General features: G+C 64.8%; 25 protein-coding genes. 12 read left to right on the forward strand and 13 right to left on the reverse strand.

From position 1 onward, the window contains the following. Positions 1 to 48: 48 nt before the first annotated feature. Entirely contained in the window at positions 49 to 1,227 is a 1,179-nt protein-coding gene (ilvC, locus tag DC366_RS10480; protein WP_439331658.1) for a ketol-acid reductoisomerase, read from the reverse strand. Here ilvC and DC366_RS10485 point away from each other — a divergent pair. The 3 genes from DC366_RS10485 (at position 1,202) to DC366_RS10495 (ending at position 3,319) form a co-directional block, all read left to right on the forward strand. Beyond that, positions 1,202 to 1,657: an Lrp/AsnC family transcriptional regulator gene (locus tag DC366_RS10485; RefSeq protein WP_108692154.1), complete on the forward strand. Its 456-nt coding sequence runs from the start codon at positions 1,202 to 1,204 to the stop codon at positions 1,655 to 1,657. The two genes, ilvC and DC366_RS10485, sit on opposite strands and share 26 nt — an antisense overlap. Beyond that, positions 1,654 to 2,112: an Lrp/AsnC family transcriptional regulator gene (locus DC366_RS10490; protein WP_108692155.1), complete on the forward strand. Its 459-nt coding sequence runs from the start codon at positions 1,654 to 1,656 to the stop codon at positions 2,110 to 2,112. Before DC366_RS10485 ends, DC366_RS10490 begins: the two co-directional genes overlap by 4 nt. A 79-nt stretch (positions 2,113 to 2,191) precedes the next feature. Further along, the gene (locus DC366_RS10495) at positions 2,192 to 3,319 is read left to right on the forward strand and encodes an aminotransferase class V-fold PLP-dependent enzyme (protein WP_108692156.1); all 1,128 of its coding nucleotides are present in this window, start codon (positions 2,192 to 2,194) and stop codon (positions 3,317 to 3,319) included. 11 nt (positions 3,320 to 3,330) lie between these two features. On the opposite strand, the gene DC366_RS10500 is transcribed toward DC366_RS10495, so the two are convergent. From DC366_RS10500 to DC366_RS10510, 3 genes are all read right to left on the reverse strand, one after another. Further along, entirely contained in the window at positions 3,331 to 4,527 is a 1,197-nt protein-coding gene (locus tag DC366_RS10500) for a UbiH/UbiF family hydroxylase (RefSeq protein ID WP_108692157.1), read from the reverse strand. 78 nt (positions 4,528 to 4,605) lie between these two features. Next, the gene (locus tag DC366_RS10505; RefSeq protein WP_108692158.1) at positions 4,606 to 4,836 is read right to left on the reverse strand and encodes a hypothetical protein; all 231 of its coding nucleotides are present in this window, start codon (positions 4,834 to 4,836) and stop codon (positions 4,606 to 4,608) included. 95 nt (positions 4,837 to 4,931) lie between these two features. Further along, a complete protein-coding gene (locus DC366_RS10510; RefSeq protein WP_108692159.1) occupies positions 4,932 to 5,576 on the reverse strand; it encodes a pyrimidine 5'-nucleotidase in 645 nt (214 codons plus the stop codon). A 107-nt stretch (positions 5,577 to 5,683) separates the two neighbouring features. On the opposite strand from DC366_RS10510, the gene DC366_RS10515 reads away from it, so the two are divergent. After that, positions 5,684 to 6,328, forward strand: a complete 645-nt coding sequence (locus DC366_RS10515) for a GntR family transcriptional regulator (RefSeq protein ID WP_108692160.1) — start codon at positions 5,684 to 5,686, stop codon at positions 6,326 to 6,328. Here the strand turns inward: DC366_RS10515 and DC366_RS10520 are convergent. Together DC366_RS10520 and carA are read right to left on the reverse strand one after the other, a co-directional pair. Beyond that, positions 6,312 to 8,240, reverse strand: a complete 1,929-nt coding sequence (locus tag DC366_RS10520) for a glycosyltransferase (RefSeq protein WP_341476692.1) — start codon at positions 8,238 to 8,240, stop codon at positions 6,312 to 6,314. The genes DC366_RS10515 and DC366_RS10520 overlap by 17 nt on opposite strands. A gap of 87 nt (positions 8,241 to 8,327) precedes the next feature. Next, on the reverse strand, positions 8,328 to 9,491 hold the full coding sequence (gene carA, locus DC366_RS10525) for a glutamine-hydrolyzing carbamoyl-phosphate synthase small subunit (protein ID WP_108692162.1): 1,164 nt from the start codon (positions 9,489 to 9,491) through the stop codon (positions 8,328 to 8,330). A gap of 215 nt (positions 9,492 to 9,706) precedes the next feature. Here carA and DC366_RS10530 point away from each other — a divergent pair, with 215 nt between their 5' ends. After that, on the forward strand, positions 9,707 to 10,171 hold the full coding sequence (locus tag DC366_RS10530; RefSeq protein ID WP_108692163.1) for a GatB/YqeY domain-containing protein: 465 nt from the start codon (positions 9,707 to 9,709) through the stop codon (positions 10,169 to 10,171). Between the two features lie 79 nt (positions 10,172 to 10,250). Here the strand turns inward: DC366_RS10530 and DC366_RS10535 are convergent, their stop codons facing one another. From DC366_RS10535 to DC366_RS10545, 3 genes are all read right to left on the reverse strand, one after another. Beyond that, complete coding sequence (locus DC366_RS10535; protein WP_108692164.1) at positions 10,251 to 10,751, reverse strand: DUF2244 domain-containing protein; 501 nt, start codon at positions 10,749 to 10,751, stop codon at positions 10,251 to 10,253. A gap of 86 nt (positions 10,752 to 10,837) precedes the next feature. After that, a complete protein-coding gene (locus DC366_RS10540) occupies positions 10,838 to 11,284 on the reverse strand; it encodes a GNAT family N-acetyltransferase (RefSeq protein ID WP_108692165.1) in 447 nt (148 codons plus the stop codon). Between the two features lie 73 nt (positions 11,285 to 11,357). Further along, a complete protein-coding gene (locus DC366_RS10545; RefSeq protein WP_108692166.1) occupies positions 11,358 to 13,325 on the reverse strand; it encodes a protein meaA in 1,968 nt (655 codons plus the stop codon). A 237-nt stretch (positions 13,326 to 13,562) separates the two neighbouring features. On the opposite strand from DC366_RS10545, the gene DC366_RS10550 reads away from it, so the two are divergent. From DC366_RS10550 to DC366_RS10575, 6 genes are all read left to right on the forward strand, one after another. Then, positions 13,563 to 13,877: a hypothetical protein gene (locus DC366_RS10550; protein ID WP_108692167.1), complete on the forward strand. Its 315-nt coding sequence runs from the start codon at positions 13,563 to 13,565 to the stop codon at positions 13,875 to 13,877. 176 nt (positions 13,878 to 14,053) lie between these two features. Then, complete coding sequence (locus DC366_RS10555; RefSeq protein ID WP_108692168.1) at positions 14,054 to 14,848, forward strand: bestrophin-like domain; 795 nt, start codon at positions 14,054 to 14,056, stop codon at positions 14,846 to 14,848. Between the two features lie 55 nt (positions 14,849 to 14,903). Further along, complete coding sequence (locus tag DC366_RS10560) at positions 14,904 to 16,313, forward strand: 1-acyl-sn-glycerol-3-phosphate acyltransferase (RefSeq protein WP_108692169.1); 1,410 nt, start codon at positions 14,904 to 14,906, stop codon at positions 16,311 to 16,313. 111 nt (positions 16,314 to 16,424) lie between these two features. Then, positions 16,425 to 17,717, forward strand: a complete 1,293-nt coding sequence (gene ccrA, locus DC366_RS10565; RefSeq protein ID WP_108692170.1) for a crotonyl-CoA carboxylase/reductase — start codon at positions 16,425 to 16,427, stop codon at positions 17,715 to 17,717. Between the two features lie 176 nt (positions 17,718 to 17,893). After that, the gene (locus tag DC366_RS10570) at positions 17,894 to 18,910 is read left to right on the forward strand and encodes a TAXI family TRAP transporter solute-binding subunit (protein WP_108692171.1); all 1,017 of its coding nucleotides are present in this window, start codon (positions 17,894 to 17,896) and stop codon (positions 18,908 to 18,910) included. 69 nt (positions 18,911 to 18,979) lie between these two features. Continuing rightward, positions 18,980 to 21,070, forward strand: a complete 2,091-nt coding sequence (locus tag DC366_RS10575) for a TRAP transporter permease (RefSeq protein ID WP_108692172.1) — start codon at positions 18,980 to 18,982, stop codon at positions 21,068 to 21,070. Positions 21,071 to 21,128: 58 nt separating this feature from the next. Here DC366_RS10575 and DC366_RS10580 read toward each other — a convergent pair whose 3' ends face one another. After that, entirely contained in the window at positions 21,129 to 21,995 is an 867-nt protein-coding gene (locus DC366_RS10580; RefSeq protein ID WP_108692173.1) for a branched-chain amino acid aminotransferase, read from the reverse strand. A gap of 76 nt (positions 21,996 to 22,071) precedes the next feature. Then, positions 22,072 to 23,091 (reverse strand): tryptophan--tRNA ligase, encoded by a 1,020-nt coding sequence (gene trpS, locus DC366_RS10585; protein WP_108692174.1) that lies wholly within the window; start codon positions 23,089 to 23,091, stop codon positions 22,072 to 22,074. 82 nt (positions 23,092 to 23,173) lie between these two features. Here trpS and DC366_RS10590 point away from each other — a divergent pair, with 82 nt between their 5' ends. Further along, complete coding sequence (locus tag DC366_RS10590) at positions 23,174 to 23,860, forward strand: rhomboid family intramembrane serine protease (RefSeq protein WP_108692175.1); 687 nt, start codon at positions 23,174 to 23,176, stop codon at positions 23,858 to 23,860. On the opposite strand, the gene murJ is transcribed toward DC366_RS10590, so the two are convergent. After that, positions 23,851 to 25,395 carry a murein biosynthesis integral membrane protein MurJ gene (gene murJ / locus DC366_RS10595; protein ID WP_108692176.1) on the reverse strand — a complete coding sequence of 515 codons (1,545 nt, stop codon included), beginning with the start codon at positions 25,393 to 25,395 and terminating at the stop codon, positions 23,851 to 23,853. The genes DC366_RS10590 and murJ overlap by 10 nt on opposite strands. Before the next feature lie 95 nt (positions 25,396 to 25,490). After that, on the reverse strand, positions 25,491 to 26,111 hold the full coding sequence (locus tag DC366_RS10600) for a hypothetical protein (RefSeq protein WP_133176195.1): 621 nt from the start codon (positions 26,109 to 26,111) through the stop codon (positions 25,491 to 25,493). Between the last annotated feature and the right edge of the window lie 98 nt (positions 26,112 to 26,209).

Genomic DNA, 26,209 nt, shown 5'->3' on the forward strand with positions numbered 1-26,209 from the left:
AGAGGGCACCCCTATGGATGCCCCCTTTGAAAGGTTATGACGCCGCGATCAGTTCTTGTCCTGATCAACCAGCTTGCCCGCGGAGATCCACGGCATCATGCCGCGCAGCTTCTTGCCGACTTCCTCGATCTGGTGCTCGTCATTCATCCGGCGCGTGCCCTTGAAGAACGGCTGGCCGACCGCGTTTTCCTGCATGAAGTCACGCACGAACTTGCCCGACTGGATGTCGTGCAGGATCGCCTTCATTTCCTTCTTGGTCTGCTCGTAAGGCAAGACGCGCGGGCCGGAGACATATTCGCCATACTCGGCCGTGTTCGAGATCGAATAGTTCATGTTGGCGATGCCGCCCTCATAGATCAGGTCGACGATCAGCTTGACCTCGTGCAGGCACTCGAAATAGGCCATTTCGGGCGCATATCCCGCCTCGACCAGCGTCTCGAACCCCATTCGGATCAACTCGACCAGACCGCCGCACAGAACGGCCTGTTCGCCGAAGAGGTCCGTCTCGCATTCCTCGCGGAAGTTCGTCTCGATGATGCCCGAGCGGCCACCGCCGATGGCGGAGCAATAGGACAGGCCCAGTTCCAGCGCCTTGCCGGATGCATCTGTGTCAACAGCCACGAGGCAGGGCACGCCGCCGCCCTTGACGTATTCGCCGCGCACGGTGTGACCGGGGCCCTTGGGCGCCATCATGATGACGTCGATGCCCTCTTTCGGCTCGATCAGGCCGAAATGCACGTTCAGGCCGTGGGCGAACGCGATGGCGGCGCCTTCGCGAATGTTGTCATGCACGTATTTCTTGTAGGTCTCGGCCTGCAATTCGTCGGGCATGGTGAACATGATCAGGTCGGCCCAGGCGGCAGCCTCGGCAATACCCATGACCTTGAGCCCCTCGCCTTCGGCCTTCTTGGCCGACTTGGAACCTTCGCGCAGGGCGACGACGAGGTTCTTCGCACCCGAATCGCGCAGGTTCAGCGCGTGGGCGTGGCCCTGGCTGCCATAGCCGAGGATGGCCACTTTCTTGTCCTTGATCAGGTTGATGTCGCAATCGCGGTCGTAATAAACGCGCATTATGGTGTCCTTTCGTTGCTGTGTTGATGCGGAAACTACAGGTTCGTGGCCGAGAGGAAATACAAAACCACGTTGATGGCGCGGATATTTTGAGTATTTATAACCAAGATGAATAATACGTGAGAAAATCATGCTGGACGATACGGATCGCCGCATCTTGCGCCATTATCAGCATGATCCGGCGCTGGGCCTGACGGATCTGGCCGATGCCGCGGGGGTGACCGCCAACACCTGCGCGCGGCGGCTGGAGCGGTTGCGGACGGGCGGAGTCATCCTTGGCAACCGTGCCGTGATCGACTGGGCGCGGCTGGGATACGAGGTGGAGGTCAGTCTGCGGGCGCAGCTGGACAAGACCAATCCGCGCGCCTTTGACGAGTTCACCGCGGCGGCGCGCGAGGTGCCGGAAGTGATCGAGATCCAGACCTTTCTGGGCCGGGTGGACCTGCGCCTTTATGTCATCGCGCGGGACATGGCGCACTACCAGCATATCTATCGCAGCGCGATCCTGACCCTGCCGCATATCACCGAGATCGAGGCGCTGATGCATATGGCGCGGATCAAGTCGGACGAGGGGCTGCCGCTGTGATCGAACTGGACGAGACCGACAGGCTGATCCTGCGCGAACTGGTGGAGGATGCGACGCAAAGCGCCTCTGCGCTGGGGCGCAAGCTGGGGCTGTCGCAGCCGGCCACGTGGCGGCGGGTGCGGCGGCTTTATGACACCGGCGTGATCAAGGGGCAGCGGCTGGATCTGGACCGCGAGCGGCTGGGCTTTGGCGTCAGCGTCTTTCTGGGGGTGAAGCTGGCCACCAAGGGGCGCGTCAGCCTGGAGGATTTCGAGCGCGCGGTTTCAGCCATCCCCGAGGTGCAGTCGGTCGAGCATATCCTGGGCGTTTTTGACTATCGCCTGCGGGTGGTGGCCCGCGACATCAGCGATTTCGAGCGCGTCCTGCGGCGCCGGATCATGACGCTGCCCGGCGTCGGCGATGTCGAGGCAAACGTGCTGCTGAGCGAAGAGCGCAGGCCGGGCCCGATCGGGTAATAATCGTATGCCTATGTATGCGTTGCCTTTGCAATTGTTGCGCGCTAACAGTTGGCAAACCCAATCCCGGAGATGTCTCATGAATGCCCTTCTCGATACTGTCGATCCCGATGGCCTGCTGGAATATTCGGTGGTGTTCACCGACCGCTCGCTGAACCATATGTCAGCGGCCTTTCAGCAGGTGATGCGTGACATCTCCGGCATGCTCAAGGACGTCTACAACGCCGATGCCGTCGCCCTTGTGCCCGGTGGTGGCAGCTATGCGATGGAAGCGGTCGCGCGGCAGTTCGGCAATGACGCGCATGCGCTGATCGTGCGCAACGGGTGGTTTTCCTACCGCTGGACGCAGATCTTCGATGCGGGCAAATTCACCGCCGATCAGACCGTCTGCATGGCGCGCCAGTCCGGCAACGCGGCGCGCGCGCCCTTCGCCCCCGCGCCGATCGAGGAGGTGACGGCAAAGATCCGCGAGGACAAGCCCGACGTGGTGTTCGCCCCGCATGTGGAGACATCGGCAGGCATCATCCTGCCAGATGACTATCTGAAAGCGATGGCCGAAGCCGCGCATGAGGTGGGCGCGCTGCTCGTGCTGGATTGCATCGCGTCGGGCTGCGCCTGGGTGGACATGAGGGCGACCGGCGTCGATGTCCTGATATCGGCCCCGCAAAAGGGCTGGTCGGCCTCGCCTTCGGCCGGAATGGTGATGCTGTCTCAGCGCGCGGAGGACCGGATGGAGGGAACGCAGTCGAACAGCTTCGCCATTGATCTGAAAAAATGGCGTCAGATCATGCAGGCTTACGAGAATGGCGGTCATGCCTATCATGCCACCATGCCCACCGATGCGCTGCGCGCGTTCCGCGACACCATGCTGGAGACCAGGGATTACGGGTTCGAGCGGCTGCGCGAGGCGCAGTGGGCGCTGGGCGACGGGGTGCGCGCGATGCTGAAGGCGCGCGGCGTGCAATCGGTGGCCGCCGAAGGCTTTGGCGCGCCGGGCGTCGTAGTCAGCTATACGGACGACCCCGACATCCAGAACGGCAAGAAATTTGCCGCCGCAGGCATGCAGATCGCCGCCGGCGTGCCGCTTCAGGTGGGCGAGCCCGAAGGGTTCACCACGTTCCGGCTGGGCCTGTTCGGTCTGGACAAGCTCTATGACGTCGATGGCGCGCTGGCGCGTCTGGAAGGCGTGCTGGACAAGGTGCTTTAAGCTGCGCCGCTTCAGCCGCGTGCGCCAAGGCCCAGCCGCATCAGGCCGCGGCGCACCGGCGCAAAGGCATAGAGCGCGTTCAGCCCCATCGCGCGCGCATCGCGCAGGGGCTGGGCGCCCGCCATCGACGCGCGGTTGAGCAGGTCGATGCCCGTCGTGCGCATGACGATATCAGCGTGGCGCGCGCGGCTATAGGCGTCCAGCATCGCGCCGCTTCCCAGCGTTTCGCGCGATTTTTCGGCCAGATCCAGCAGCGCGGCGATGTCCGCAAGGCTCATGTTCAGACCCTGCGCGCCGATGGGCGGAACCACATGGGCGGCCTCGGCGATCAGCGCGACGCGCTGCGCGCTCATGCGCTCGGCGCGCTGGGTGATGATGGGCCAGACCGTGCGCCGACTGGCCAGTTTCAGCGGCCCGAGGATGTGGCAGCTGCGCGCGTTCATCGCCGCCTCGAACGGCGCCTCCTCCAGCGCGGCAAGGCGCAACGCCTCGGCCCCGCGCTCCATCCACACGATGGCAGACGAGGGCATGCCCTCGTGATCGGGCAGGGGAACCAGGGTGAAAGGGCCGCCGCTGCGGTGAATTTCGGTCGAGACGTTTTCATGCGGGATCGGGTGCGTCACGGCAAAGGCCAGCGCCTTTTGCCCATATCGCGTGGTGCGCACGCCGATGCCCGCCGCGTGGCGGATCGGCGAGTTGCGCCCATCCGCGGCGATGACCAGACGCGCGGTGGCGCGGGCGCCGCCGGACAGCGTGATGATGGCCTCATCATCGCGCGTCAGCAGGCCCGCCGTGCCGGTGCCGGGGCGAAACTCGACGCCGGGCAATTCGTCGATCCGGGCCAGCATCTCGCGGCGCAGCAGCCAGTTGGGCAGGTTCCAGCCGAAGGGCAGCTGTGACAGCTCGCTTGCGGCAAAGGATTTGGTCAACCGCGCCGCGCCATCGGCGCCGCCCGCGTCGATGATGCGCATCGTCTCCAGCGGCATGGCATGGGGCGCAAGGCGGTCCCACAGACCGGCGCGCTGGAGCAGCGCTTGCGCGGGTTGCAGGAACGCCGTGCTGCGCAGGTCCGAACCCTCGGCCTCGCGGTCGGTGATGGGGGCGGCAGGGTCCACGCAGAGGACGGAGAACCCCGCATTGCCGAAAATGCACGCCGCGGTCAGCCCGGCCACGCCGCCGCCCGAAATCAGGATGTCGAAATCAGCCATGTCGCTCGGTCGCCTTGTCATCGCCTTGGTATCGTCCGGGCCAACATAGTCCCATGCCGAGCCGCGCGCCAGTTGCGCCTAGCGGCCGATGGTGATCGCAATCAGCGCGATCCACACCACCGGGACCAGCGCCAGCGCAGGCAGGTAAAGGCCCGGCACGCCCCAGAAGAAAACGCACAGTCCCCAGAGCACCAGCGCAACGAGGATCGTCAGCAGGATCCGTGTGGCGACGGCGTTTTCGGACGAGCCTGTCTCGGCGCTGGGTCGGGCGTCGTCATGGGTGTCGGTGGCCGCGGCGTCTTGCGTCATCTGAGCTGTCCTTCATTGGGCGTCGGGTAGGGCCTAGATAGCCGCCCGGCGCAGTTGTTTCACCCGCCAAGACCTGCGCGAAGTGTCGCAGGCCGTCAGATCAGCCCCGCAAGAAAACCGGACAGATCATCGGTATGGTGGTGGATATGCGCCGCACTCCGCCGCTGGGGCGCCACGTGGACGGTGCGCAGACCCATCGCGTGCGGCACGGCGAGGTTGCGCTCGTCATCCTCGAACATGGCCGCACGGGCGCCGGTCAGACCGTCCGCCGTGAAAACGGCGCGAAAGGCGGCCTCGTCAGGTTTGGGCGCATATCCCGCATGCTCCACGCCGTAGACGGCATCGAATATGCCGTCCAGACCGCGCGCGGCGGCAACGCGGACGGCATAGGGCGCCGTGCCGTTGGTATAGATGATCTTGCGGCCGGGCAGGGCGTTGATGCGCGCGCGCAGATCCGGATCGGCGGTCAGAACGCTCATGTCAATGTCGTGCACGGCCTCCAGATAAGCGTCGGGTGCCATTCCGTGCACGCGCATCAATCCGGCCAGCGTGGTGCCGTGTTCGTGCCAGTACTGCTTGCGCAACCTGTCCGCTTCGGTCCGGTCCACGGCAAGCGTGTCCATGACGAATTGCGTCATCTTCACCTCGATCTGATCGAAGAGGCGCAGTTCGGGTGGATAGAGCGTGTTGTCCAGATCAAAGACCCACGTATCCACATGGCTGAAATCCTGCTTTGGCATGATCTCAGGGTAGGCTGCGGGGCGCCGGTGTCAATATACGCGGGCTTGATTGGCCGGGCGCGCGCCCCTACGGTCTGCGCGACATTCAGGAAAACGGACATGCTGCCATGAAACCCGCCCCTTCCGACGCCTATTCGCTGATCCTCGAGGCGATCGACATGGGCATCTTCAAGCCCGGCGATCGGCTTGTCGAAAGCGATCTGGCCGAGCGGTTCGGCGTGTCCCGCACCCCCATCCGCGAGGCGTTGCAGCGGCTTGAGACGCAATCCCTGCTGGCGCGAGACGGGCGCAGCCTGATCGTGGCCTCACTGGATCACAATCAGCGCGCCGAGCTTTATGTCGTGCGCGCCGAGCTGGAGGGGCTGGCCGCCGGCCTTGCCGCGCGCCACGCCACGCCCGAAGAGGTCGCCGTCCTGCGCGACATGGTCGAGCAGGATCGCGCCCTGATCGGCCGTCCCGACCTGATGGCGCGCGCCAATCGCCGCTTTCACAAGCAGATACATCTGGCCTCCCACAACCGGTTTCTGGTGCAGCAGCTGGACCTTGTGCATCGCTCGATGGCGTTGATGGCCACCACGTCGCTGGCCGCCGAGGGCCGCGGCGAAGTGGCCATTGCCGAGCATGACGCGATCGTCGCCGCGATCGAGGCCAATGACGCAACCGCCGCTCATGACGCGCTCAAGGCGCATATATCAAAGGCGTTCGTGACCCGTCTGAAGCTGGAATCAGGCGAGGTTACCGCGATCCTTTGATTGGCGGCAGGCCCGCGACCTGCGCCGCGCCTTTTTGCAGCGAGTGTCCATGGCTGGTCTTGTCCCAGTAGAACGGCGCCACGATCATCTCATAAAGGGCCTTGCCCGCCGCGATGGTGCCCAAGGGCGTGTAGAAATGCATCGTCGGTGCCCATGGCAAAAGATGTCGGTGCCGCCGACCGGACACGCCGATCATGTAAAAGCTGATGTTCAGAACCTCGGCCGCCAGAAAAAGCTGTCCGAACCACAGCAGGGCCGTCTGCGGCAGCAGCGTGTCCAGCGGATGGGGCAGACCAAGCAGCACCAGCCAGAATGACCACAGGAACGGCGCCAGGATAAATTGCGACAGGGCGGTGAGAAAATGCGCCTGAAACCCGATGAAGCGCCACGCGCCCAGTTGGCGGTACAGCACTCGCGGCCTGCGCATATGCACCAGATATGTCGTCATGTATCCCTTCAGCCAGCGCGAGCGCTGCTTGATCCACGGCCAGGGGCGGCAATTCGCCTCTTCTCCGGTGACGGTGCCGATCATCTCGGTGCGATAGCCATGCCGCGCCAGCCGAAAGCCCAGATCGGCATCCTCGGTGACATTATGCGCGTCCCAGCCGCCAAGCCGCTCCAGCACATCGCGCTTGAAATAAAGCGTGGTGCCGCCCAGCGGTATGGCAAACCCCAGTCGCGCCAGCCCCGGCAGCATGACGCGGAACCAGGTGGCGTATTCGATGGTGAAACACCGCGCCAGCCAGTTCTGGCGCGAGTTGTAATAGTCGAGAATGCCCTGAAGGCACGCCACATCGGGCGGCGCGGCCTGAAAACGGCGCGCGATCTGCGTGATCTGGTCCGGATCGGGCGCGTCCTCGGCATCGAAGATGCCCACGATGTCGCCCTCGCAGAAATCCAGCGCATAGTTCATCGCGCGCGGTTTCGTGCGCGGCTGGCCGTCCGGGACAACCACCGCCCGCATCCATGGCGGCAGATCGATCTCGGCCAGCGTCTGGCGGGTGGTGTCGTCGTTCTCCTCCAGCACCAGAATGATGTCCAGCAGGCATTTGGGATAGGTCAGCCGCGTCAGCCGCGTGATCAGCGCATGGGCGATCTCGGTTTCGCGGAACAATGGCACCAGCACCGACACCTTGGGCAGTTTCGCGCCTATCTGCATCGGTGGCTGCACGCTCTCCGGCGCGCCGGTGGCGATGCGCGCGCAGACAGCCGCCATCTTGAACAGCGTCGAGATTATCAGCGTCAGGGTGGCCCAGCCGATGAACATGGCAAAGACCGGGGCCGGATAGATCACCGTCAGCGCGACGAAGGCCGCCATCACCGCCAGCACCGCTGCGATGCGCCGCGCAGGCGATGCGCGCCAGGTCCGGCAGCTTTCGGATTCCGGGGTGCGCGACTGCGCATCGGCGGTCAGGCGCGCGCGCGCGTTATCGGCGATGCTGGCCTGAATGTCGCGGCGGCGCGCGATGATCCGGGGAAGAGCCGTCAACTCGGCCGGCAGCGCATCGCCGACCTGCGCGGTGTCGGCGCTATCGACCGCCAGCCGCAGCTGGCCGTCTTTGCCGCGCAGCGGCGCGGCAGCGGCCTTGATCAGATGGCGGGCGTCGACACCCGCAGGCAAATCGGCGCCTCGCGCCAGTTCTTCGGTGCTGGCCAGCCGCAGCCCCGCGCGCGCGGATTGCGCCTGCAGAATCGTCGGCGCATCGATCAGCCCTTCGGCCAGCAGAACGCGGTCCAGCGGCGCATCGCAATGTTCCTGCACGATCTGCGCCAGCTCGGCATCGGAGCGCGAAATCGCGCCCGCCTGAACCAGATGGCGCCCCAGATCGCAGAGCTTGGACGTGTGCACCATGTTCGCACGCGGACGAGCGGTTTCCCAAACCTGCGCGTCCAGCTGCCGCAGCTCCGACATGCCCATACGTTACCTTTCGCCTTCTGTCCCGGCGAAAAGTTTCGTTCATAACGGTTAACAGAACGTGAAGAAAAGGTTAACGGATTGTTATGAAACGGGAGTTTTTTGATCCATGAACGTGGAAAAGCGTTCAAAGAGATAAAAACTGTCATGGGGGCCCGGGCTGGCCTCGGGGTGATGCTGAACCGAGAACACCGGCCGGTCCTTCAGCGCTATGCCGCAATTGGACCCATCGAAGAGCGACACATGTGTCTCCTCCACCCCATCGGGCAGGCTCTGCCCGTCCACGGCAAACCCATGATTCATCGAGGTAATTTCAACCTTTCCGGTGGTGTAATCCTTGACCGGGTGGTTGGCGCCGTGGTGGCCATGGCTCATCTTGACCGTCCTGGCGCCCAGCGCGAGGGCAAGCATCTGGTGGCCGAGGCAAATGCCGAAGATCGGCAGGTCCGCGTTCAGCAGATCCTGGATGACCGGCACGGCATAGGCGCCCGTTGCCGCCGGATCGCCGGGGCCGTTGGACAGGAACACGCCGTCCGGTTTATGTGCCAGTACCTCCTCGGCGGTGGCCGTGGCCGGCAGCACCGTCACATCGCAGCCCGCCGAGGCAAGGCAGCGCAGGATGTTGCGCTTGGCGCCATAGTCGATCGCAACCACCTTGTGGCGCGCATTCGTTTGGCGCGGATAGCCGTCCGGCCAGGCCCAGCGCATTTCGTCCCAGCGATAGGATTGCGCGCAGGTGACATCGCGCGCCAAGTCCAGACCCTCCAGCCCGGCAAATCCGCTCGCCGCGGCGATCAGGGCGCCCGTGTCGAAATTGCCGTCCGGATCATGGGCCAGCGCGACATGCGGCGCGCCCTGCTGGCGAATCGCGCGGGTCAGGCGGCGGGTGTCGACGCCGCCGATCGCGATGCGCCCGTGCCGTGCCAGCCAGTCCTGCAGCGTTTGCGTGCTGCGCCAGCTGCTCGGCTCGGTCGGATCCCACTTGACCACCATCCCGGCCGCGACGGGATCGGCGGTCTCGTCGTCCTCGTCATTGGTGCCGGTGTTGCCGATATGCGGAAAGGTAAAGGTGACCACCTGGCCCGCATAGCTGGGGTCGGTCATGATCTCCTGATAGCCCGTCATCGCGGTGTTGAAGCACAGCTCGGCCACCACCTGACCCGCGGCGCCGAATCCGCGGCCGTAGATCAGCGTGCCATCGGCCAGCGCGAGGCAGGCGGTGGGGCGGGGCTGGGGCTCATGGGGCATGGCGGCTCTCCGAAGGGCTGGGGATGCGGGGGCAAAATCTGCGCGAACCTAAGGGCGCGCCTGAAGGGGGTCAAGGGCCAAGCACGGCCCGCGCGGCGGTGCCTGACGCTGCGGCACCGGGCGCGTCGGTTGCCAGCGGGCTCCGCATTCTATAGGGACCGAAGGCTGGACCCGGCGCCGCAGTGACGGCGCGGGCATCTGTTGTGAGGACGGACATGGAAACGACATTGCGCGACCGGATCGAAGCAGCCCTGAAACAGGCCATGCGCGACCGCGATTCCGAGCGTCTGGCGACGCTGCGCCTGATCAACGCCGCCATCAAGGACCAGGAGATTGCCGGCCGCGGCAAGGGCGGCGACGGGGGGCTGAGCGATGATGACGTGCTGGCCATTCTGGGCAAGATGACCAAGCAGCGCCAGGAATCGGTGCGCGCCTACGAAGAGGGCGGGCGCATCGACCTGGCCGAGCGTGAGCAGGCCGAGGTTGCCATCATCGCCGAATTCCTGCCCCGCCAGTTGCCCGATGACGAGGTCGAGGCCGCGATCGATCAGGCCATCGCCGATACCGGCGCGACGTCGATCCGCGACATGGGCAAGATCATGGGCGTGCTCAAGGCAAAATACACCGGCCAGATGGATTTCGGCGAGGTCGGTCCACGCATCAAGGACCGGCTTGCGTAGCATCGGCTGCCCCGCGCCCAGCCCCCTTTTTCATCTTGGCTCAGATACTCGAACTCCCGGCGAGCCGCTCGCGGCCCGCTCAATTCTTGGCGCGTGCCATGCCCAGCGCGTCGCGCAGCTCGCCATAGAGGGCCTTGCGTTCGTCCTCGGACAGGAACGCGCCGAGCTCGACCTCTCGCCCGGCGCCGCGCAGGGTGATGTAATAGGCCACCGGCCCGCCCGTCGGATACATTTGCGCCTGCGCCCAATAGCTGTTGCAATCCCAGCTTTGCACGTCGCCGCGCGGGTCGGTCCGGGTCAGCGTCACCTCGTCGGGGCCGATGACCAGCGCCTCATGCAGGTTGCCGGTGGCATAGCTGCGCTCCAACGCCCACCACAGCAGCACCACCGCGCCCGCAAGAAACGGAAGCAGACCCCAGAGCACGGCAGTCCCCAGAAGGGGAAACAGCGGCAGCGATATGAAAAGACTGGTGGCAAGGATCACCCACGCGAACCCTCGCCGCGGAAGCGACCGGTGCGGCCAGAGGTCAAGGCGCTGCGGTGTCGTACCGCTGGAGGGAGGGGTCCACTCGTAGGGCATGGCGTGCAATCTAAGGCGGTCCGCAGCGGTGAAAAGTGATTCTCCGTCGGCGGCTGTCAAATGCCTCGGTTCGCCATGCACGCGGCCTAGCGGCTATACTTGATGAAGGGCGTCAGCGTGGCGATACGGTCATAGAGCCTGCGGGCCGTCTGATTGAAATCCTGCGTCATCCAGTAAACCGACGGGCAGCCATCCGCGTCAGCCGCCTTGTAGACCGCTTCAATCAGCGCGCGCCCCACGCCGGTGCCACGGGCCGCAGGATCGGCATAAAGATCCTGAAGATAGCACACATCCTCGATCTTCCAGTTATGCGGATGATAGATGTAATGCACCAGCCCCACGGGCTGGTCCCCGTGCAGCGCGATCAGGCCGTTCTGCTTGGGGTGATCGGCGCTCAGCAGGCGCTGGAACGTGGTCTGATAGACCTCCTCGGACACCGAGGTTTCGTAGTACTCCAGATATCCTGTCCAAAGGCGGCGCCACGCAGCCTCGTCATGTGGACTCAGAGGGCGGATCGTGACGGGCTGGGACATGGCGGGCCTCTTGCGGTGATTCGGATGCAATGATAGGGCCGCGCCGCCCGCCCGCGCCAGCCCCTGCCTGCCGCTATTCGGCGGCGACGGGGCCGGGATCGACCAGCCGGACGATGTCGCGCATGATCGTGTTCAGCTCGAAATCCTTGGGGGTGTAGACGCGGGCCACGCCCATCGCGCGCAGGCGTTTGGCGTCCTCCTCGGGGATGATGCCGCCGACGATGACGGGGATATGGGTAAGGCCCGCATCCTTCATCCGCTGCATCAACTCTTCGACCAGCGGGATGTGGCTGCCCGACAGGATCGACAGGCCCACGACATGCGCCTCGTCATCGAGCGCCGCGCGCACCAGTTCCTCCGGCGTCAGGCGGATGCCCTGATAGTCGATGTCCATGCCGCAATCGCGCGCGCGAAAGGCGATCTGCTCGGCCCCGTTGGAATGGCCGTCCAGCCCCGGCTTGCCGACGAGGAATTTCAGGCGCCGCCCCAGCTGCGTGCTGACGGCGTTCACCTCTTCGCGGATCTCCTCCAGCCCTTCGGTCTTGTTCGAGGGGCTGGAGGATACGCCGGTCGGCCCGCGATATTCGCCATGCACGGCGCGCATCTGCTGCGCCCATTCGCCGGTGGTGACGCCCGCACGCGCGGCCTTGATCGAGGCGGGCATGATGTTGCGCCCCTCGGTCGCCGCGGTTCGCAGCTCGGCCAGCGCATCCCTGACGGCGGCGGCATCGCGCGCGGCCTTCCAGTCATTCAGGCGGCCAATCTGCTCGGCCTCGACGGCGGGATCGACGGTCATGATGCCGCCCTCCTCGTCCATCAGCGGCGACGGCTCGCCGGTGGTGAACTTGTTGACGCCGACGACGACCGTCTCGTTCCGCTCGATCCGGTTCAGGCGCTCGGCGTTGCTGTCGACCAGCCGCGCCTTCATGTAGTCGATGGCGCCGATGGCCCCGCCCATGCTTTCCAGCGTCGCCAGTTCATGCCGCGCGCCTTCCTTCAGCGCCTCGACCTTGCGATCGACCGCCGGGTTGCCGTCGAAAAGATCGTCGAATTCCAGAAGGTCGGTCTCATAGGCCAGGATCTGCTGCATGCGCATCGACCATTGCTGATCCCAGGGGCGGGGCAGGCCCAGCGCCTCGTTCCAGGCGGGCAGCTGCACGGCGCGGGCGCGGGCTTTTTTGCTGAGGGTCACGGCCAGCATTTCGATCAGGATGCGATAGACGTTGTTTTCCGGCTGCTGCTCGGTCAGACCCAATGAGTTGACCTGCACGCCATAGCGGAAACGCCGCGCCTTCGGGTCTTCGATGCCATAACGTTCATGCACGATCTCGTCCCACAGATCGACGAAGGCACGCATCTTGCACATCTCGGTCACGAACCGGATACCGGCATTGACGAAGAAGCTGATACGCCCGGCCAGAACCGGGAAATCGGCCTCGGGGACGCGGGGGCGCAATTCGTCCAGCACGGCGATGGCGGTGGCAAGGGCAAAGGACAGCTCTTGCTCCGGCGTCGCACCGGCCTCTTGCAGGTGGTAGGAACACACGTTCATCGGGTTCCATTTGGGGATGTTCTTGTAGCAGTATTCGGCCACGTCGCCGATCATCTTCAGCGACGGTTTCGGCGGGCAGATATAGGTGCCGCGCGACAGGTATTCCTTGATCAGATCGTTCTGCACGGTGCCCTGCAATGCCTTCGGGTCAACGCCCTGCTCCTCGGCCACGGCGATATAAAGCGCCAGCAGCCATGGCGCCGTCGCGTTGATCGTCATCGAGGTGTTCATCTGCTCCAGCGGGATGTCCGCGAACAGTTGCCGCATGTCGCCCAGATGGCAGATCGGCACGCCGACCTTGCCGACCTCGCCGCGCGCCAGCACGTGATCGCTGTCATACCCCGTCTGCGTCGGCAGATCGAAAGCCACTGACAGGCCGGTCTGCCCCTTGGCCAGATTCGCTCGGTAAAGCGCGTTGGAGGCCGTCGCCGTCGAATGGCCGGCATAGGTGCGGATCAGCCAGGGGCGGTCTTTTTGCGGTTGTGACATCGGGGCGGCCTCATGCGGTCGGGTGGTAACATTATTGCGCTAATGCTTGGATAGGCGAAAGATTGAGCCATTGTCAATTCGCTGCATCGCGGCATTTTGCGGCGGCTGGCCCTGCCTGTGGCAATTTTAGCGCTAACAGGCCCGCTGCCGACATTTCGATGCGACGCATCTTGTCCGGTGGCCGCGCGCATACAAATTCACGCCATTCGAAACCCTGCTTCTGGAAAGGATGCTGATATGGGTATTTCTATTCGCAAGTCTCTTCTCGTGCTGGTCTGCTCGGGCCTCGCACTGCAAGCCTGTTCGCGCGAGAACATCGCCGACAACACGTTTGACGGCACGGTATTCGTCGCCAAGACCGCCGGCAAGGCCGTGATCGGCGCGGGCAAGCTGGCCGTCAGGGGCGGCGCAGCGGCCGTGAACGCCGCACGCGAAAGCCGCGCCGCCAAGACCGAATTTCCACGCGGCACCGCCGTTTGCGAGAACGCATCGGGCGGCTACTATGCCGCGCTGACCACCGAACAGGGCGAGCTTTTCTGCCTGCCGAAGTAAACGCATGACATTTGCAGGGCGGCGCGGTGCCGCCCTCGTCTATTGCATCGATGCCGCATCGTTCCACCAACGCGCGCGCGGCCCTCTTGACGCTGGTCCCGCCCCCCCGCTTGCCGTAAAAGCCGTGAAAACCACACACCCAAGGTGCCCGTGGCGCCTTTGCCATGAGGGGCCGAATGTCAGGACCGCGCGAATTGCTCTACGATATCCCTTCTGCCGTCATTGCACTGGGCCTGCTGGCCGCGATGCTGCTTGCCATGTTCGGCGCCTACCTGATCGGAACCCGCAACCAGCGCAACAGGACCGAGGAGGGGCGCAGCCAGACGACCGCCGTTCAGGGGTCGATGCTGGGCCTGCTGGCGCTGCTGCTGGGCTTCACCTTTTCGCTGGGTCTGTCGCGGCATGATTCGCGTTCCACCGCCGTGGTCAGCGAGGCGAACGCCATCGGCACCGCATGGCTGCGCGCCGATTACCTGCCCGACGACCTGCGCGCCGCCGCAAAGGACGATCTGCGCCGCTATACCCGCCTGCGGCTGGAGGCTGCCGAGGTTTCGGCCGATCAGCACCAGCGCCGCAAGCGTCTGATTGCCAACGCCGAGGGCGCCTTTGGCGAGCTTTGGGAGCAGGCCGCGGCGCATGCGGCGGACAAGGGCGGGCCCGCCGCCGTCAGCTATGCCGCATCGCTGAACGACATGATCGACGCGCTGGGCGCGCGAGATGCGGCGATTGAACGGCATGTGCCGGAAATCGTGCTGTTCATGCTGTTCGGCACGTTCATCCTGTCGGGGGCGATGCTGGGCTTTTCATCGGGGCTTGCCGCGGCGAGGCCGGCAACGCCCGTTTACCTGATGCTGGGGCTGATCGTGCTGCTGGTCTTCATGATCATTGATCTGGACCGGCCCCGCCGCGGACTGATCGAGGTGGACCAGAGGCCACTGGCCGCCCTGCTGGATTCGATGAAGGCGAAATGACGGATATGCGGCGCCCTCTTGCCCTCGCGCGGGGCGCCGTACCGGACGTGCCGCGATGACGTCCACCGTTCACATGCCCTTGTGGCTGCTGCTCTTGCTGCTGGCCTTTGCCGCCGTCACCTTTGCCTCGCATTTCCTGTTTCCCTCGGTGCGCTGGTTCTTTCGCCGCCGACTGGAGCGGGCTGTGGCGCGGCTCAACACCCGCCTCACCCGCCCGATCGAGCCGTTCAAGCTGGCCCGGCGTCACGACATGATCCAGCGGCTGGTGTATGATCCCGACGTGACGCAGGCCATCGTCGATTATGCCGCCAAGCATAAGGTGCGCGAGGACGTCGCGTTCGAAAAGGCCCGCAGCTATGCGCGCGAGATCGTGCCCAGCTTCAGCGCGTTTGCCTATTTCAGCTTCGGCACGCGGGTGGCCAAATGGCTGGCCAACCTGCTTTATGATGTGCGCACGGGGCCGCATAACGCCGAGATCATCGAGGGCATCGACAAGGATGCGACGCTGATCTTCATCATGAACCACCGCAGCAACATGGATTACGTGCTGGTCACGATGCTGGCCGCGCAATCCTCGGCGCTCAGCTATGCGGTGGGCGAATGGGCGCGGGTCTGGCCGCTGAGCCGTCTGATCAAGGCGATGGGCGCCTATTTCATCCGCCGCCGGTCGCGCGGGGGGCTCTATCGCGCGGTGCTGGCGCGGTATGTGCAGATGGCGACGACGGGCGGCGTGACGCAGGCGATTTTCCCCGAGGGCGGGCTGACGGTGGATGGCATCGTCAAGCCGGCCAAGCTGGGCCTGCTGTCCTATGTGGTCGAAGGGTGGAAGCCCGGCGGGCGCGACGTGGTCTTTGTGCCGGTGGCGATAAATTACGACCGGGTGCTGGAGGACCGCGTGCTGATTGCCGCGGGCGCGCGCGGCGACCGCCGGTTTCATGCGCGTGCGTCGGTCATCATGCGCTCGGCGGTGCGGATCGTCTGGCGGCGCCTGCGCGGCCGGTTTGCCGGGTTCGGCGATGCCGCCGTCGCATTCGCACAGCCCGTGCGGCTGAGCGATTATGGCGACGCGCCGTCGCTGGGCGATCTGGGCCGCGACCTGATGGGCCGGATCGAGGATGCGATGCCGTTGCTTTACGTGCCCATGGTGGCGCGCCTGATCCTGCGCAGCGGCACGCCGCTGGACGAGGCCGCCCTTGGCCGCGCCGCCGCCGACATGGCGCAGTCCGAACGCGGCAGCGTCGTGGCCGATCCCGCCGCCGGCATCGCGCGGGCCTGCGCGGCACTGGCCAAGCGCGGCGCAATATTGCAGGCTGCGGGCGGCTGGCAGATCGCCCCTGACGGCGCGGCGCTGCTGACGTTTTACGCCAACTCGATCGCGCATCTTCTGCCCGGCGGTGCGCCGGAGGATGCAGGCACGCAGAATGCTGCGGGTGCACAGGAAATTTCTGCGCCTGCTGGGTCATAAAGTTACAAAATTTATGTTCCGGGCATTGCATTATTGCGCGTTGATGCGTATTCCAAGTGGTGAAATTTGCGATTCTGCATCGCGGCAATGATATGCGAAGGGAGGCCCCTCATGGCTTTGGACACCGACATGGACACAGGCATCGCGCGCTACGACGCACCCGAAAAGGACCTCTACGAGGTGGGCGAGATGCCCCCGATGGGATTCGTCCCCAAGCAAATGTACGCATGGACCATCCGCCGCGAACGCCACGGCGAGCCGGACAAATCCTTTGAGCAAGAGGTCGTCGACGTTCCGGTGCTGGACAGCAACGAGGTGCTGGTTCTGGTGATGGCCGCAGGCGTCAACTATAACGGCGTCTGGGCGGGCCTTGGCCAGCCGATCAGCCCGTTTGACGTGCACAAGGCCGAGTATCACATCGCAGGCTCGGATGCGGCCGGCATCGTCTGGGCCGTGGGCGACAAGGTGCGCCGCTGGAAGGTGGGCGACGAGGTGGTGATCCACTGCAACCAGGACGACGGCGACGACGAGGAGTGCAACGGCGGCGACCCGATGTTCTCGACCTCGCAGCGGATCTGGGGCTATGAGACGCCCGATGGCAGCTTTGCCCAGTTCACCAACGTGCAGGCGCAGCAGCTGATGCCGCGCCCCAAGCATCTGACTTGGGAGGAATCGGCCTGCTACACCCTGACACTGGCCACCGCCTATCGTATGCTGTTCGGGCACGAGCCGCATGACCTGAAGCCGGGCCAGAACGTGCTGGTCTGGGGCGCGTCGGGGGGCCTCGGCTCCTACGCGATCCAGCTGATCAACACGGCGGGCGCCAACGCGATCGCGGTCATCTCCGAGGAGGACAAGCGCCAGTTCGTCATGGATCTGGGCGCCAAGGGCGCGATCAACCGCAAGGATTTCAACTGCTGGGGCCAGCTGCCCAAGGTCAATACCGACGAATACAACGCGTGGCTGAAAGAGGCGCGCAAGTTCGGCAAGGCGATCTGGGAGATCACCGGCAAGGGCAACAATGTCGACATGGTGTTCGAACATCCCGGCGAGGCGACTTTCCCTGTCTCGGCGCTGGTGTGCAAAAAGGGCGGCATGGTCGTGATCTGCGCCGGCACCACCGGATTCAACTGCACCTTCGACGTGCGCTATATGTGGATGCATCAGAAGCGCCTTCAGGGGTCGCATTTCGCCCACCTGAAGCAGGCCAGCGCCGCCAACAACCTGATGGTCGAGCGGCGCCTTGATCCCTGCATGTCCGAAGTGTTCCCATGGGCCGAAATCCCGCAGGCGCACATGAAAATGCTGCGCAACCAGCACAAGCCGGGCAACATGGCGGTGCTGGTGCAATCGCCCCGCACCGGGCTGCGCACGGTCGAGGATGCGGTGGCCGCGCGCGGCTGACCCTGACCGAGCCATAAGGCAAAAAATCACCCCGCGAGCCGCGCATCGGCCCGCGGGGTTTTTCGTTGCGCGCGGCGGCGGGCGGGCAAGGCGCGCCGCGCTTGCGCATTGCATTGAAAGGCTTGGTGTTGTTTAGTCTCGTCTCACATCACCAAAGAGTTCAAGGAGGAACCCTGATGAAAAAGAGTTTTGCACGCTTCATCCGCGCCGCAACGGTCGGCGCCGCGATGATCGCGGTCGGCTCCGCCGCCACGGCGCAGGAACCGCAATTTTTCCGCATCGGCACGGGCGGCACCGCCGGCACCTATTATCCCATCGGTGGCCTGATCGCGAACGCCATCTCGGCGCCCCCCGGCTCGCGCCCCTGCGACGAGGGCGGATCCTGCGGCCACCCCGGCCTGATCGCCTCGGCGCTGTCGGCCAACGGCTCGGTCGCCAACATCAACGCGATTGCCGGCGGCACGCTGGAATCGGGTTTCTCGCAATCCGACGTCGCCACATGGGCGCAGACCGGCACCGGCATCTGGGAGGGCCGCGAGCCCGTCGAGAAGCTGCGCGCGATCGCGAATCTCTATCCCGAAACGATCCACCTGGTCGCGTCCGCCTCTTCGGGCATCGCGTCCGTGGCGGACCTGAAGGGCAAGAAGGTATCGCTGGACGAGCCGGGCTCCGGCACGCTGGTGGACGCGCGCATCATCCTGGGCGCCTACGGTCTTGGCGAGGATGACATCGACGCATCGTTCCTCAAGCCCGATCAGGCGGCCGAGCGCATGCGCGATGGCGCGATGGACGCGTTCTTCTTTGTCGGCGGCTTCCCCGCGGGCGCGATCGCCGAACTGGCCAGCCAGGAAGACATCACGCTGGTCCCGATCTCCGGCGCCGAGGCCGAGGCCGTGATCGGCGACTACACGTTCTTCGCCCAGAACACCGTGCCCGGCGGCACCTATGAAGGCGTTGCAGACGATGTCAGCACGCTGTCGGTCGGCGCCCAGTGGGTGACCAGCGCCGATCAGCCCGAAGACCTGATCTATGGCATCACCGCCGCGCTGTGGAATGACAGCACGCGCAAGCTGCTGGATTCGGGCCACCAGAAGGGCCAGGCCATCACCCTCGAGACGGCGCTGGACGGCGTCGGCATCCCGCTGCACCCCGGTGCCGAGAAGTTCTATCGTGAAAAGGGCCTGATCGAGTAATCAGACCACCGACCGGCCCGCCATGCGCGGGCCGGTTTTTCCGATCCCCCATGACGGCAGCGAGGCAAGATGTCCCAGACAACCGAATCCGAACGGGTCAAGGAACTGACCGACGCGGAAATGAAGGCTCTGGAAGAGAAATACGACCCGGAGGTTCGTTTCCGGCCGCTTTTGCCCGGCATGGCCTGGGCTGTCAGCGGCGTTCTGTTCGTGCTGTCGTGCTATCATTTCTACACCGCCGGATACGGTATCCCGCAGGCCACCCTGCACCGCGGCGCGCATCTGGCATTCACGCTGGGGCTGATCTTTTTCTCGTTCACGATATTCGGTGCCCGCCCCGAGCCGCGCAACACGGTCCTGACGCCGATGGGCGTGCCGATCTATGACTGGGTGCTGGCGATCGCGGGCGTCATTTCGGCGCTTTATGTGCCGTGGGTTTTCAACGATCTGGCGTTCCGTGTCGGCAATCCGCTTTTCATCGACGTGCTCATGGGCACCATCCTGATCGTCGTGCTGATGGAGGGCACGCGCCGTGCGATGGGCTGGCCCCTGCCGGTGATCGCGATCCTCTTCATGGCCTACGCCTATTTCGGTCAGTCCATGCCCGGCGTTCTGACCCATCCCGGCGCCAGCTGGACCAACATCGTCAACCATCTTTACCTGACGTCCCAGGGCATCTACGGCACCGCGCTGGGCGTGATTGCAACCTACGTGTTCCATTTCGTGCTGTTCGGCGTCATGGCCACGCGCATCGGGCTGGGCCAACTCTTCATCGACCTCGCCTCGGCGCTTGCGGGCCGCTTTGCGGGCGGGCCGGCCAAGGTGTCGGTTGTGTCCTCGGCGATGCTCGGCTCGATCTCGGGCTCGTCGATTGCCAACACCGTGACCACCGGCTCGCTGACCATTCCGGCGATGATCCGCATCGGATACCCCCGCCATTTCGCCGCGGCGGTCGAGGCGGCATCGTCCACCGGCGGGCAGATCACTCCGCCGGTGATGGGCGCGGTCGCCTTCCTGATGATCGAATATCTCGGCGTGCCGCTGACCACGATCCTGACCGCGGCGCTGGTCCCGGCGTTCATGCACTTCTTCGGCGTGCTTGTGCAGGTCCATCTTGAGGCGCGTCGCCGGGGCCTGCGCGGCATGACCAAGGACGAGCTGCCCGTCGCATGGGCCGTGTTCAAGGCCGGCTGGCTGACCACCCTGCCGCTTTTCGTGCTGGTGGCGACGCTGCTGTCGGGCAAGACGCCCTACCTTGCGGCGTTCTACGGCATCCTGTCCTGCATCATCGTGCTGGTGATCCAGAACCTGCTGCGCCACGGATCCGACATCATGGCCGCCGCGAAACAGTCCATGTCCGAGCTGTGGGACAGCTTCGTCACCGGCGCCAAGTTCTCGCTGGCGGTGACGGCGGCGGCGGCCCTTGTCGGCGTCATCATCGGCGTCGTCACCCTGACGGGCGTCGGTTTCAAGATCGCCTACATGGTGACATCCATCGCCGCGGACTGGGCCGGGAATGTCTGGGATTTCCTGTCGTTCCTGCCGTTCGAGGTCATGTCGGTCTCGGCCCTCACGCTGATGTTCACGCTGATCATGACGGCGGTGGTCTGCATCCTGATGGGCTGCGGCATCCCGACGACGGCCAACTATCTGATCATGATCGCCGTTGCGGCGCCGATCCTGGGGATGCTTGGGGTGCAGCCGCTGGTCGCGCATTTCTTCGTCTTCTATTACGGCGTCATGGCCGACATCACGCCGCCCGTGGCGCTGGCCGCCTATGCCGCAGCGGGCATCGCGGATTCCAATGCGTTCAAGACGGGCAACACCGCGTTCCGCCTTGGAATGGGCAAGGCGCTGGTGCCGTTCGTCTTCGTCTTCTCGCCGTCACTGCTGCTGGTGGTCGATGGCTTCACATGGACGCAGTTCATCATCGGCGTCAGCGGCGCGATGGCGGGGATCTGGATGCTGTCGGCGGCCTTTGCCGACTGGCTGATCGGTCCGATGCGCGCCTATGAGCGCGCTTTGCTGGCGGTCGCGGCGATCCTGCTGGTCGCGCCGAACCTCTACGCGACGCTGGTGGGCCTTGCCCTGATCTCGCCGGTTGTGCTGCGCCAGCTGCCGATGCTGCGCATGACCCCGACCGAGCGCGCGGCGCTCTGAAACGAAAACGCCGGGCCCCTCGCAAGGCCCGGCGCATCCCATGGCAGGCCGTGCTGGCCTAAAGAGGGCTGGACGCCGCCCAATCCCAATACATTTCCCGCACGCGCTTGGTCACGGGGCCAACCTCATAGGTGGTCTCGTCGAACGCCGTGACCGGCGTGACCTTGGCCATGTTGCCGGTCAGGAACACCTCGTCCGCGTCATGGAAATCATCAAAGCTCAGCACCGTCTCATGCACCGTCATCCCGGCCGCGCGCATGTTCATGATATGCCGCCCCCGCGTGATCCCGGCCAGGAAGGTGCCGTTCGGCACGGGCGTGAACACCTCGCCATCCTTTACCAGGAAGGCGTTGGCCGTCCCGCTTTCGGCCACATTGCCCAGCGCATCGGCACACAGCGCATTGCCAAATCCCTTGGCCCGCGCCTCGGCCAGCATCCGGGCGTTGTTGGGATAAAGGCAGGCGGCCTTGGCGTTCACCACGGCATCTGCCATCACCGGGCGCCGAAACCGGGTGCGCGTCAGCGTGGTCGACGCATCCGCCGAGGGCATCGGGATCTCCTCCAGGCAAATGGCGAACCCGGTCGACGCCGCGTTCGGCACGATCGCCATATACCCGGTATCCTGCCCCCAATACATCGGCCGGATATAGACCGCCGCACCCGGCGCATAGGCGCGCAGGCCGTCGCGAATGATCTGCACCATGTCACCCGCGTCAACCGTCGGCTCCAGCATCAGCGCGCGGGCCGAGGCGTTGATGCGCGCGCAGTGCAGGTCCAGATCCGGCACCAGCCCATGCGCCAGACGCGCGCCATCGAACACCGCGCTGCCCAGCCACATACCATGATCGGCCGACCGCATCAGCGGCACGCTGCCCTCATGCCAGCGGCCCTCGAAATATGTGCGGATATTGATCCCGGTCGCCATGACGCGCCCCCCTCGTTTCATCTTGGCCCAATACTCCCGCCGGAGGCGGCATGGAAAATTCGCGAATTTTCCGGATCTAGCGGCCCACCATACCGACAATATCGTAGGTCTTGCGCAGGATCGGCGCGGCAATTTCCCGCGCCCGGTCCGAGCCGCGGCAGAGGATCGCGTCGATTTCGGCGGGCTCCTGCATCAGGCGGCCCATCTCCTCGGAAATCGGCGCCATCCGCGACACGGCCAGATCGGCCAGCAGCGGCTTGAATTCGGAAAACGCGCGCCCGCCCATTTCGGCGATCACCGCCTCGGCGCTCATGTCCGCCAGCCCGGCATAGATGTTCACCAGGTTGCGCGCCTCGGGTCGGCCGTCAAGTCCGCCCAAATCCGAGGGCAGCGGCTCGGGGTCGGTCTTGGCCTTGCGAATCTTCCTGGAAATCGTGTCCGCATCGTCGGTCATGTTGATGCGGCTCATGTCCGAGGGATCGGATTTCGACATCTTCTTGGACCCGTCGCGCAGGCTCATCACGCGGGTGGCCGCGCCTTCGATCACCGGCTCCGGCATGGGGAAGAATTCGGTCTCGTAATCATGGTTGAACTTCGCGGCGATGTCGCGGGTCAGCTCCAGATGCTGTTTCTGATCCTCGCCCACCGGCACATGCGTCGCGTGATAGACAAGAATATCGGCCGCCATCAGCGCGGGATAACCGAACAGGCCCAATGATGCGTTCTCGGCGTTCTTGCCCGCCTTGTCCTTGAACTGCGTCATCCGCTTCATCCAGCCCATGCGCGCAACGCAATTGAAGACCCATGCCATCTGCGTGTGTTCGGGCACCTGTGACTGGTTGAACAGGATGGATTTTTCGGGATCGAGGCCCGAGGCGATAAACCCGGCCGTCAACTCGCGCGTGGCGTGGCGCAGGCGCTCGGGCTCTTGCCAGACGGTGATCGCGTGCAGATCGACCATGCAATAGAGCGATTGCACGCCCCGGTCCTGCGCATCGGCGAACCGCTTGAGCGCGCCGAGGTAATTGCCCAGATGCAGATCGCCCGACGGCTGGATGCCGGAAAACACCCTTGGGGTGAAGGCTGTATCGCTCATCTTGCGTCTCCGTCTGGATTTCCGTGCCAGCCTCGCTTACCCATGCGCTTATGTCCCGTCAAGCAAAGGCCAGAGCAGCCCCATGAGCCATCCAGACGATTCCAGCCCGTTCAACCCGTTGCCGCCCGTCGTTGTGGTGCTGTTTCTGGCGGTCGTGATCCCCGAGATTGCCTTCTTCCTCGGCGCCAAGGGGTTGATCGGCGGGCCGCAAGCGGTGGGATGGCGGCAGGCGGCGATACAGGACTACGCGTTCAGCGGCGATCTCATGCGCTGGATGATCGCCAACGCCACCTATCCGCCTGCGCAACTGCTGCGCCTTGTGACCTATCCGTTCCTGCATGGCGGCTTCAGCGAGATGCTTTTCGCCGCCGCGCTGCTGCTTGCGATGGGCAAATTCGTGGGCGAGGTGTTCCGCCCCGCCGCGACGGTGGCGGCGTTCTTCATCCCGGCCATCTGCGGAGCAGTCGCTTATGGGCTGGTCGCGCGCGACAATCCGTGGCTTTACGGTGCGTTTCCCGGCATTTACGGGCTGATCGGGGCCTTCACCTATCTGCTCTGGCTGAAACTGGGCCAGACCGGGGGCAGCCAGGCGCGGGCCTTCGTTCTGATCGGGTTTCTCATGGGGGCGCAGCTGCTGTTCAGCCTGCTGTTTGGCGGCACCTTGCGCTGGGTCGCGGACGGGACGGGGTTCCTGACCGGGTTCGCCGCATCCTTCGTGCTGCGCCCCGGCGGGTGGAGCAAGCTGCGGATGAAACTGCTTCAGCGTTGACGGCGCAGCGCGGTTTTCAGCTCGCTCTTGCGGAAGGCGCCGGTGATGCGGCCGGCAAAGTAATAGACGGTTGTCCCCAGCACGATCAGCAGCAGCAGCGCCAGCCAGCGCCAGCCGCCGACACCGAAGAACGGCGACAGTGTCAGCATCAGGCCATAGAGCGCGGCGCCCATGATGGCCGCCGCGATGCAGATGCGCCAAAGGCGGCTGCGAAACCGGTCATCGAACCGCGCCACATCGCCAAAGGGCCGCACGCCGCGCGCCAGCAGCCACACCATCGCCCAGCCTGCGATGGTGGTGCCCAGCGCCGCCGCGATCCAGCCGATATAGGGCGCAAGGCCGATGGCCAGCGCGGCGTTCACCGCAAGCGAGACCAGCGCATAGTAAAACGGTCGCTTGGTGTCTTCGCGCGCGAAATAGATCGGCTGCAACACCTTTTGCAGCACGAAGGCGGGCAGGCCCAGACCATAGATCGCCACGGCCAGGGCGGTGGCCGCGGTGTCATCCGTGCCGAAATTGCCGCGCTGGAACAGCACCGTGATCAGCGGGATCGGGATCACCACAAGCGCCACCGCCGATGGGATCGTCAGCGCCAGCGACACCTCGCCCGCGCGGCTGAGCGCCATGCGCGCGCCGGTGCCGTCATCGGCGCGCAGGCGGCGCGACAGGTCCGGTAGCAGAACGATCCCGACGGCAATCCCGACCACGCCCAGCGGCAACTGATAGAGACGATCGGCGGCGTAAAGCCAGCTGACTGCACTTTCAAAATTGGACGCCACCTGTTGGCCCACCAGAAGATTGATCTGCATGACGCCGCCGGCCAACGCGGCGGGGACCGCGACGCGCACCAGCTGGCGCATGGCGGGGGTCCAGCGCGGACGGGTCGGGCGCACCCGGTGGCCCGCACGCTGCGCCGCGATCCAGACCATCGCCAGTTGCGCGACGCCCGCGAAGGGGATCGACCACACCAGCGCGCCGGGCACGCTGCCCTCGGTCCAGACCGCCGCGGCCATCGCGCCGCAAAGCATGATGTTCAGCAGCACCGGCGCAGCCGCGGCAGCCACGAAGCGTCCGCCCGAGTTCAGCACACCGGACAGAAGTGCCGCGAGTGAGATGAAGAAGATATAGGGGAACACGACGCGCCCGAATTCCACCGTCAGATCGAACCGCTCGTCCCCGGCAAACCCCTCGGCCGTGGCCCAGACCAGCGCGGGCATGAAGATCATCGCCAGCGCCACCACGAAGAGCAGGACCAGCGCAAGACCGCTGAGCGCAAGGCTGGCAAAGCCGTCGGGATCCTCGCCGCCCTCCAGCCGTTTGGAAAACATCGGCACGAAGGCCGCGTTGAACGCGCCCTCGGCAAAAAAGCGCCGGAACATGTTCGGCAGGCGGAAGGCCGCGACGAAGGCATCCATCACCGGCCCCGGTCCGATCAGCCCCGCGATCATCACGTCGCGCACGAAACCCAGCACACGGCTGAGCATTGTCCAGACGCCGACAGTGAAAACACCTCTTAACAGGCGGACTGGTTGCATGAAGCGCCCTCTGACAGATCCGTTACGTCACGGGGGCCAGTGCTATAGATTTGCGGAAAAATGAAAAGCACTCGTTTCGCGGCCGAGCGTGCGTATCACTCCAGTCTGGTGAATTCCCATGTCAGCGGTTCGGTGCGCGAGTGCTTGTTGCCTTTCGCGCGGACCAGTTTGACCAGCCCGCCCAGTTTCGGAGACATATAATAGGTGTAGACGGTCCATTTCCCTGCGCAAACCACCTTGAACGTGTCGTGAAGGCCGGTATGCGTCTTGATCCGCACCTCCTTGGTGACGGTGCAGGCGCGCGATGCCGAGAAGTCCTGCTCGGCGCGGAAGGTCGCGCTGTAGCTTTCGGTATTGCCGACGGCAAGCGGCCAGATATTGCCCTGCTTTGAGTGGACGTCGATCCTGTAGGGGGCGATCCCGCAATTGGTGCCGCTGACTTCGGGTGCGAAATAGCCGCGCTTTCGGTCCTCTATCACGGTGCAGCCATCGGCGTCCTTGTAGGTGATGACGCCGCCCTCGACAGAGGCCACCTTGCGCTTGGCAACACCGTGCTGGGTCATGCCGACGCTGGTCACACCGGCAGGCAAAAGACCGGGCTCTGCCATCGGCTTCAACCCCTTGAGGTTGGCAACCTCAGTCGCCAGCGCAGGGGCGACGCAGGCAAACCAGGCTGCCGCAATTGCAATGGCCGCTTTGCCAATGGACATGTTCATCAGATATTCCTTCCCCAAACCGATTTTCGGCATTTTATCAGTCAATATTGGCAATACCTGAATTTTCAGTAAAGCAATTTTGCCGTTCAGGAACACGG

Source organism: Pelagivirga sediminicola, assembly GCF_003072125.1.
Classification (GTDB): domain Bacteria; phylum Pseudomonadota; class Alphaproteobacteria; order Rhodobacterales; family Rhodobacteraceae; genus Roseovarius; species Roseovarius sediminicola.